The 7,495-nt window shown below is 63.6% G+C and carries 8 protein-coding genes; 5 read left to right on the forward strand and 3 right to left on the reverse strand.

Features of this window, described 5'->3' with window-relative positions; all coding sequences use genetic code 11:
- Window positions 1-278 precede the first annotated feature (278 nt).
- Window positions 279-602 (forward strand): DUF2250 domain-containing protein, encoded by a 324-nt coding sequence (locus AB1446_10305; GenBank protein MEW6547285.1) that lies wholly within the window; start codon window positions 279-281, stop codon window positions 600-602.
- A gap of 416 nt (window positions 603-1,018) precedes the next feature.
- Entirely contained in the window at window positions 1,019-1,297 is a 279-nt protein-coding gene (locus AB1446_10310; GenBank protein MEW6547286.1) for a DUF4405 domain-containing protein, read from the forward strand.
- Between the two features lie 148 nt (window positions 1,298-1,445).
- On the opposite strand, the gene AB1446_10315 is transcribed toward AB1446_10310, so the two are convergent.
- Complete coding sequence (locus AB1446_10315; protein ID MEW6547287.1) at window positions 1,446-2,300, reverse strand: APH(3') family aminoglycoside O-phosphotransferase; 855 nt, start codon at window positions 2,298-2,300, stop codon at window positions 1,446-1,448.
- Window positions 2,301-2,466: 166 nt separating this feature from the next.
- Entirely contained in the window at window positions 2,467-3,090 is a 624-nt protein-coding gene (locus tag AB1446_10320) for an Hsp20/alpha crystallin family protein (protein MEW6547288.1), read from the reverse strand.
- 146 nt (window positions 3,091-3,236) lie between these two features.
- On the opposite strand from AB1446_10320, the gene ltaE reads away from it, so the two are divergent.
- Entirely contained in the window at window positions 3,237-4,268 is a 1,032-nt protein-coding gene (gene ltaE, locus AB1446_10325) for a low-specificity L-threonine aldolase (GenBank protein MEW6547289.1), read from the forward strand.
- A 78-nt stretch (window positions 4,269-4,346) separates the two neighbouring features.
- Window positions 4,347-5,690: an AAA family ATPase gene (locus AB1446_10330; protein ID MEW6547290.1), complete on the forward strand. Its 1,344-nt coding sequence runs from the start codon at window positions 4,347-4,349 to the stop codon at window positions 5,688-5,690.
- A 47-nt stretch (window positions 5,691-5,737) separates the two neighbouring features.
- Here AB1446_10330 and AB1446_10335 read toward each other — a convergent pair whose 3' ends face one another.
- On the reverse strand, window positions 5,738-6,862 hold the full coding sequence (locus tag AB1446_10335; protein ID MEW6547291.1) for an amidase domain-containing protein: 1,125 nt from the start codon (window positions 6,860-6,862) through the stop codon (window positions 5,738-5,740).
- 293 nt (window positions 6,863-7,155) lie between these two features.
- On the opposite strand from AB1446_10335, the gene AB1446_10340 reads away from it, so the two are divergent.
- Window positions 7,156-7,495 (forward strand): isoprenylcysteine carboxylmethyltransferase family protein (locus AB1446_10340; GenBank protein ID MEW6547292.1); only part of this gene is annotated, 340 nt, incomplete at its 3' end.

Here is a 7,495-nt window from a genome sequence, read left to right on the forward strand (position 1 = left end):
CGAATCGTCCACATGAGACCTCACCCTCCTTTGGTCGGGGAGTGAGATGTCCGCAAGGACATCCCTGGGTGAGGTCTCATTCTTCTCCTCGAGACCCACCGCCACCTACCGAAACTTTACACGTTGGGCCTACCGTACGCTTTCTTTCAATGAGTCTAGAATCATTGGGGACACTATAATAAAGGGGGAAGGGGCAAACACATGGAAGGAATTGTGGACTCTCATACGGGGTTCCGGTCGTCGTTCATGCTACGCCCCAGTGGAATAGGGGGATGAATCTGTTCACCAAAAATCGGCAAGAGGAACTTGATTTAAAAATCCTTGCCTACCTGAAAAAGCTGGGGCCGGAATACGCAAAACTCCTGGCAACACGACTGGGTTTATCCCTGGAAGAAAGCAGAGAGCGACTTCAAAGGTTGGCAGACAGAGGACTGGTCAAGCGAGTAGAAGGCAGGATAGTTAAATATTATCACCGACGGCGGAAAAGCGTTAAGCACCGGAATCACACCTACTATGAGCTCACGAGGGAAGGGGAACTCCTTTTAAGGCAGGCCAGGGCAAGAATGAATATTCATATCGATATTGAGTTCCCTAACAGGTAAAACGACCACCGGGGATTTCCCGCCGCCTTCCGGCCAAGCAGGTCGGTTGCTAGGGGTCGGTACCCGTGCGGGACAGCACGGTGTGAACTGTGTTCCTTAAGGCAGTTTGCAGGCGGATGAGCCCCGACCGGTATCCAAGCAGGGTACGTAACCGGCGCTGCTGGGGACTGGGCACCCAAACCCGAGGGTGGTTCATAAACTCTTCACGTTTTCCGGGTAGCATAGGAGCGAGAAGAGGGATCGGGAAGGGTTATGGGCCTGGATAGTGCTGGACTTGGTCGCCACGCATGGAGCTTCCTGTGCCAGGCTTCACGTTCGTCGTAAGGCTGCCAACGAACGGGTCTGTTTCGTCGGGAGGACCAGTGAGGGACTGCGTACCCAGGCAGGACACAGGTCTTCATCAGGAGGTGTTTGAAATGAGAAAGAGCGCGGTTAACTACTGGTTGGACTGCTTGCTGTTGTTTGCCGGGGCAGGCCTGGCAGTTTCGGGATTCGTGAAGTGGCTGGTGCTGCCTTCCCCCGGCCGTGGGGGGCCGCGCCAGGCCACATTTATATTTGACCGGCATACCTGGACCGAAATTCACCAATGGCTGGCGGTGGCGATCATCGTCTTAACGCTGGTACACATCTTCCTCCATTGGAACTGGATAGTCGCCATGACTCAGAGAGTCTTCCGCCCGAGGAAGAACCAGTAACCATGCTGCGCCGAAGTCGGTCGAGGTCTTACAGCTCCCAGGAGCAGTCAACCTGTGCCGTCCTCAGGAGCCAGGGTGCTGGACGCAGGGGAGGGGTGAAACGGGGGTCCGGTCGGAGTCGCAGGCGCCCGCAGGTGGCCGGATGCACTCAGAAGAACTCGTCCAGCAACTGATAGAACTCGATCCTGGCCCGGTCCGGACTCTCGAGGCCGTACGCATGGAAGAAGGGCATCACCCACCGGGGGCCCAAGTTGTGGCGAATGCTCCTGGCCGCCAGAGCCAGGTCTCTGTACCGGTCCGCGATGCCCGCCTCGCCGAGGTCGACAAAGCCGCTGATTCTCCCATCTCTGATGATCACGTTCGGCAGACAGTAATCGCCGTGGGTAAAAACCAGGTCCTCTTCGGGGGGCCGGGTCCGAAGGAGTTCCTTGTACAGCTCCCGGGCAGTTCTCCCCCGCCTGGCCGGGTCAAAGTTGGTCTCGTCAACTAGGCCGTCCAGCATGCGCCGGTGGGCCCGTGCTATCTGAGCCTCCAACCTCGCGTCAAACGGGCAACTCTCGGTCCTTACCGAGTGGATCAGCCTCAGCCCCTGAGCCAGCATAGCCACCAGCGAGAGCGGGTCTTGTCCAAACGACGGGTCGCAGGCAGGCACGCCCTCAACTTCCGAGATCAGCAGGTACTGCCAATCGCGGTCTTCCTCATAGCTCAGGACTCTGGGGACGGGCAGCTTTCCCTGCAGCCACACGAGCCGGTCCTTCTCCCCGCACAGATCGGGCCCGGTGCCGATTCTGGAGCATTTCAGGTAACAGGTCTCCTGTGTGTTGGGTGCGGTCAGGCGGAATACTCGGGACGCCGACGCCCCGAGAGTCACCTCACGCCAGGTTTGCGTCCGGAGCAGGTTTGTGAGCAGGCGAGGCCCGGGCCCACGACCCGTCCGCGGCAGCTGGCAGGGGAACGGGGCGCCAATGCCCGTGTGGTTGTGTATTCTCCCCTGGCTGGCCACCCGTGTTCTTCCTCCACACCGCAACGTTGTGCCGGGTGGTAATTCGCGCCTGCAGCAGCGTACTCCTCCGGCGTGGCGGGCACTTCAACGTTACCTGAAGGTAAAGACGGACGACGGGTAGGTGACCCGTTGGGCCGAAGTGCAATCCGGGCCTGACAAGTGCGGCCTATTCTTCAGGCCGTTTGACTCGCACGGTTTTACCGCGTCCCGTGCGGCGGCGCTTGCGGGGAACCCTAACTTCCAGGATTCCGTCGCAGTAGCTGGCCACCGCGCCGGCCGGGTCCAGGTCTGGCCCGAGGGGTATGCGCCGGTAGTAGCTGCCAGTGGGACGCTCCCGTACCAGCGGCTTGCGGTCGGGTCTCTCTGGTGACCGGATGGAAGCCTCCAGGATCAACTCCCCGCCGTCCCAGGTGAGGTCCAGGGTGTCGATGTCTATGCCGGGCACGTCGGTGATGATCACGTAGTCACCGTTTTCCTGGTACACGTCGGCCCGGGGAGCCCAGGTTCCGGCCGGGTACCCCCAGGGGGTCGGCGTGGGCATTCCCGCGGGGGGGGCAGGATACCCGCCCAGGTAGGCGGGAGGCGAGGGATAGCCGGGAGGGGTTGGGGTAGGCAGGGGTGGAGCCGGATGGAAGGTGGGAGGGGGATAGGCCGGGACCGTGCCCGGGATGGGAGAAGAGGGACCGGGCACAGGCGTGGCGAATGCAGGTCGCACGGGGAACTGACGACCGGCGGGCTGGCGTTCGCCAGCGTGGCCGCCACGGTTTTTGTCGCGCTCCCGCTCGGGCATGGACGTCCCCCTCCTCAATGTCCCGGTTGACGACGCGCCGGTTGACGATGTCTCTGTTTACGTAATCAGTAGATCCGGGTTGACTTTCCCGGCTTATTTTCCCTGCACTCTGTCACGTTATACGATGGGGAGGGTTTTGGTTGCGGATCATAGACCTGCGCAGCGACACGGTTACGGTTCCGACGCCGGCCATGCGGGAGGCCATGGCGGAGGCCGAAGTGGGAGACGACGTTTACGGGGAGGATCCCACGGTCATCCGGCTGGAACAGCTGGCGGCAGAGCGTATGGGCAAAGAGGCCGGGCTGTTCTGCGTGTCCGGGACCATGGCCAACCAGGTGGCCGTGATGACCCACACCCGGCGGGGGGACGAGGTGATTCTCGAGGAGGAAGCCCACATTTACTACTACGAGGCGGGTGCCCTGGCCGTCCTGTCCGGGGTGCAGCCCCGGCTGGTGAAGGGGCGGCAGGGTATGATCGATCCAGATGATCTGGCGAAGGCCCTGCGTCCTCCCAACATCCACTACCCGCCGCCCACGTTGCTCTGCCTGGAGAACACCCACAACCGGGCCGGGGGCACGGTGATGACCCCCGAACTCACGAGGGCTCTGGCGGACGTGGCCCGCAGCCGGGGACTGGCGGTGCACCTGGACGGGGCCCGCATTTTCAACGCGGCGATTCGCCTGGGTTGCGATCCGCGGGAACTGGCCGCTCCGGCTGACTCGGTGATGTTTTGCCTTTCCAAGGGTCTGGCGGCGCCGGTGGGGTCGGTGCTCTGCGGGTCGCGGGAGTTCATAGAGCGGGCGCGACGCAACCGCAAGATCCTGGGAGGGGGCATGCGCCAGGCGGGAGTGGTTGCCGCCGCGGGCGTGGTGGCCCTCGAGACGATGGTGGACCGTCTCGCTGAGGATCACGCCAATGCGCGCCTGCTGGCCGGCCTCATTTCCGAGGAACCCCTGTTCCGCGTGGACATGAACACGGTGCAGACCAACATCGTGCTCTGCTGGCTCACGCGCGGCAACGCGCACGAGTATGTGCTCAGGCTGGCCGCGCGCGGGGTGAAGGTGAACGCCACCGGACCCGACCGCATCCGGCTGGTGACTCACAAGGACGTTTCCCGCGCTGACATCGAGGAAGCCGCCGCTATAATGAAGGAAGAAGCGCGCCGGCTCACGGCGTGATCCGGCCGGCTCCTGCACCGGAAGGGCACAGGGACCGGGCTGTCGGCCGGCGCGGGGTGCCCGCGCGGAGGTAGTTGGATGGACCTGTTCGAGCAGGCCCGGGAGGAAAGGATGAAGAAAGAGGCGCCGCTCGCGGCGCGTATGCGACCTCGCACGCTCGACGAGCTGGTGGGGCAGGAGCACATCGTCGGGCCCGGCACCCTGTTGCGCCGGGCCATCGAGTCGGACCGGCTTTTCTCCAGCATCATCCTGTGGGGGCCGCCGGGGACGGGTAAGACCACCCTGGCCACGATCGTGGCCCTCACCACCCGCTCGCACTTTGAGACCCTCAGCGCCGTGCTGGCGGGGGTGGCTGATGTGCGGCGGGTGGTGGCCGAAGCCAGAGAAAGGCGGACCTTGTACGGGCAGCGCACCATCCTGCTGGTGGACGAAGTGCACCGGTGGAACAAGGCCCAGCAGGATGCCCTGCTCCCCCACGTGGAAGACGGCACCGTGGTCTTGATCGGCGCCACCACCGAGAACCCCTACTTTGAGGTGGTTCCCCCGCTCCTGTCCCGTTCGCGCGTGTTCCGGCTTCGTCCCCTGACCCCCGCGGAGATCGCCCTGGTCCTGCGCCGCGCCCTGACCGACCCCGAACGCGGCTACGGGGGCCGACGGGTAGAGGTAACGGGGGAAGCACTCGAACACCTGGCCCGGGTGGCGGATGGAGACGCCCGCGCGGCGCTCAATGCCCTGGAACTGGCGGTGGAATCCACTCCTCCCGGCGAGGACGGAGTCATCCGGATCGACCTGGGCGTCGCACAGGAATCCATCCAGCAGAGGGCGCTGCGTTACTACAAAGGTGCCGACGAGCACTACGACACCATAAGTGCCTTCATCAAGTCGGTGCGGGGCTCGGACCCCGATGCCGCCCTTTACTGGCTGGCCAAGATGGTGCACGCCGGGGAAGATCCCAGATTCATCATGCGGCGGTTACTCATCCTGGCGGCCGAGGACATCGGCCTGGCGGACCCCATGGGTATCGTGGTGGCGGCCGCCTGTGCCCGCGCCCTGGAGTGGGTGGGGCTGCCGGAGGCGCAGTACCACCTGGCCCAGGCCACCGTTTACCTGGCCACCGCCCCCAAGAGCAACTCGCTGGGCGGATACTTCCAGGCTCTGGCCAGGGTGCAGGAGCAGGGCGAACTCGAGGTGCCGGACCACCTCAAGGATTCGTCCCGGGACGGTGAGGCGCTCGGGCACGGTCGGGGCTACCTTTACCCCCACGACTTCCCGGGCCACTTCGTGCCCCAGCAGTATCTCCCCCCGGCTCTGCAGGGTCTCACCTTTTACCGCCCCGGCGACGAGGGGTTCGAGCAGGAGATTGCCCGCCGCCTGAGCGCCTGGGCCGCCCGCAAACACTCCCCGCCTCCTCCATCGCCCTGAGCACCGTGTGGAGCGCGGGGGTGCTTGGGGTAGCGGCGGCCCTGTGGCTACGGTGTCACATGGAGTAACCAGAATATCGTGTTCCTGCCCCCGCCCAGGTCCCAGGGGACGTGATAGCGGTCGGCAGAATGGCTGTTCACGAGGACGCATCCATGGTGATCCTTTCCGACCACGACCATCAGGTGTTCTATCACTCCTCCCTCCTCGAGGGCGATGACGTCGCCGGGTAGCAGTTGCTCCACTGCGCCGGCCACTTCCCCATGGGTGCCCTTCTTGAGGCACTCGAACCGGCCCGTGGTGAGCATATGCTGGACGAAGGCGTGTGCCTGGATCCAGGCCCGGGTGGGAGCCCCGTTCCGATAGCACCAGGTATCATCGGTCGGGATGTTTCCCGCTTCGGCGTCCGCCAGCACCTGGGAGACAAAGTTGGTGCAATCGCCCCCCAGGAAGGTGAAGTCCCGGTAGCGGGGGCAGTACCTCCCGGCGTTTCCGGCCACCGTGACCCCGCAATACCGGTCTGCGTATGTCACAGCCGCCTCGCGGTTGTAAGGAGCCGGGGTGGAGACATGCCCTTGCGCTGTTGGTGCCGAGATCGGTGCTTTCCCCGGTCCTGGGGCCGGATGAGGGTATGCCAGCGTCGAAGCTATGGGGGTGGCGGACGAAACGCGGCTGCTGCCGAAAGGATCCCAGTACCAGTCCCGACGGATCAACCAGCGTTCTCCACGGCGGGCCAGTTCCAGCCAGTGGATGGTCCTGACTCCCATCTGGTTCGTAGCGGAACCGTCCCGGTAGCCGTAAGTGAGGAGCAGGTTGTAACACACGGAGCCCCAGGCGCCATCTCCGCTCGTGCCAGCATCCACGACCCGGATGTGGTTCTCGGCCATGGCAAGTTGAATCCCTCTCGATGCAGCCCACTGGTGCACGGAGGTCACCCTGCGTTTTTCCTGCTCCAGCGCCCAGTTGCCCGTTCGGCTGGTGATATCGTAAAAGGTGGCGCAGGCCTGGACGTCGGCATGCACCAGCCAGCGAGTGCGGTTTTCGAACAGTCTCTCCAATTCCTCGATGACCATCGCTTTGTCAGCAACGGCGGGCAAGGTCCGGGCATACACGGCCAGGACCAGGGTGCTCAGCATGATTGCCAGGCAGGTTAAAGGCAACCTGGAACTGGCCATTTCCGCACCACCTGGCTCTGCGGCGCCGCACAATGTATATGCGCGCGCATCGGCTCGCATTGCGGCATCGTGGTGCTGCGGTTTCCAAACGAGGCGTCGGTAGCCTCGGTCAACAAGGAACTCCTCGTTCGTAGCCCTCTCTGCCACGGGATGAGCGATCAACAACTCCCTGTAGCAGCGGGTACTTGACAGGAGCGCGGGCTGGTTGTATTGTTACGGTACGGGGGTATGGTATCCTCGGCTACTCGGTGGGTGAGGCGGAGGTTTTGCCCGCCCACAGGAGGGTGAGACTCATGGGGACCGAGAGTTCGAGCTACGATTACGGGTTTTGGGCGGCGGTGCTGGTTAACACGGCCTTTGTGCTCGGCTTCGCGGCTGCGTTCCTGGCTCCGGTGCGGAAGAGGGAGTGGAGATCGCTGGGAGTCGTGTCTGCTTTCGTGGTGGCCCTTTTCACTGAGATGTACGGGTTCCCGCTGACGATATACGTCCTGACTTCGGTCCTGGGGGTCCGTCTGCCGGTGTCAAATCCTTTTGCCCACCAGAGCGGGCACCTGTGGGCCTCCGCTGTTTTCGGCCCGCAGTTCACGGCCGTTTTCTGCACGCTGGGAAGCATTCTCATGCTTGCTGGCCTGG

The organism is Bacillota bacterium, from assembly GCA_040757085.1.
In the GTDB taxonomy this organism is placed as follows: domain Bacteria; phylum Bacillota; class Sulfobacillia; order JACIYH01; family JACIYH01; genus JACIYH01.

Coding starts and splice junctions, on each gene's coding strand:
- AB1446_10335 (MEW6547291.1), bottom strand. CDS start 6,862: ATGGCCAGTTCCAGGTTGCCTTTAACCTGCCTGGCAATCATGCTGAGC.
- AB1446_10320 (MEW6547288.1), bottom strand. CDS start 3,090: ATGCCCGAGCGGGAGCGCGACAAAAACCGTGGCGGCCACGCTGGCGAA.
- AB1446_10330 (MEW6547290.1), top strand. CDS start 4,347: ATGGACCTGTTCGAGCAGGCCCGGGAGGAAAGGATGAAGAAAGAGGCG.
- AB1446_10310 (MEW6547286.1), top strand. CDS start 1,019: ATGAGAAAGAGCGCGGTTAACTACTGGTTGGACTGCTTGCTGTTGTTT.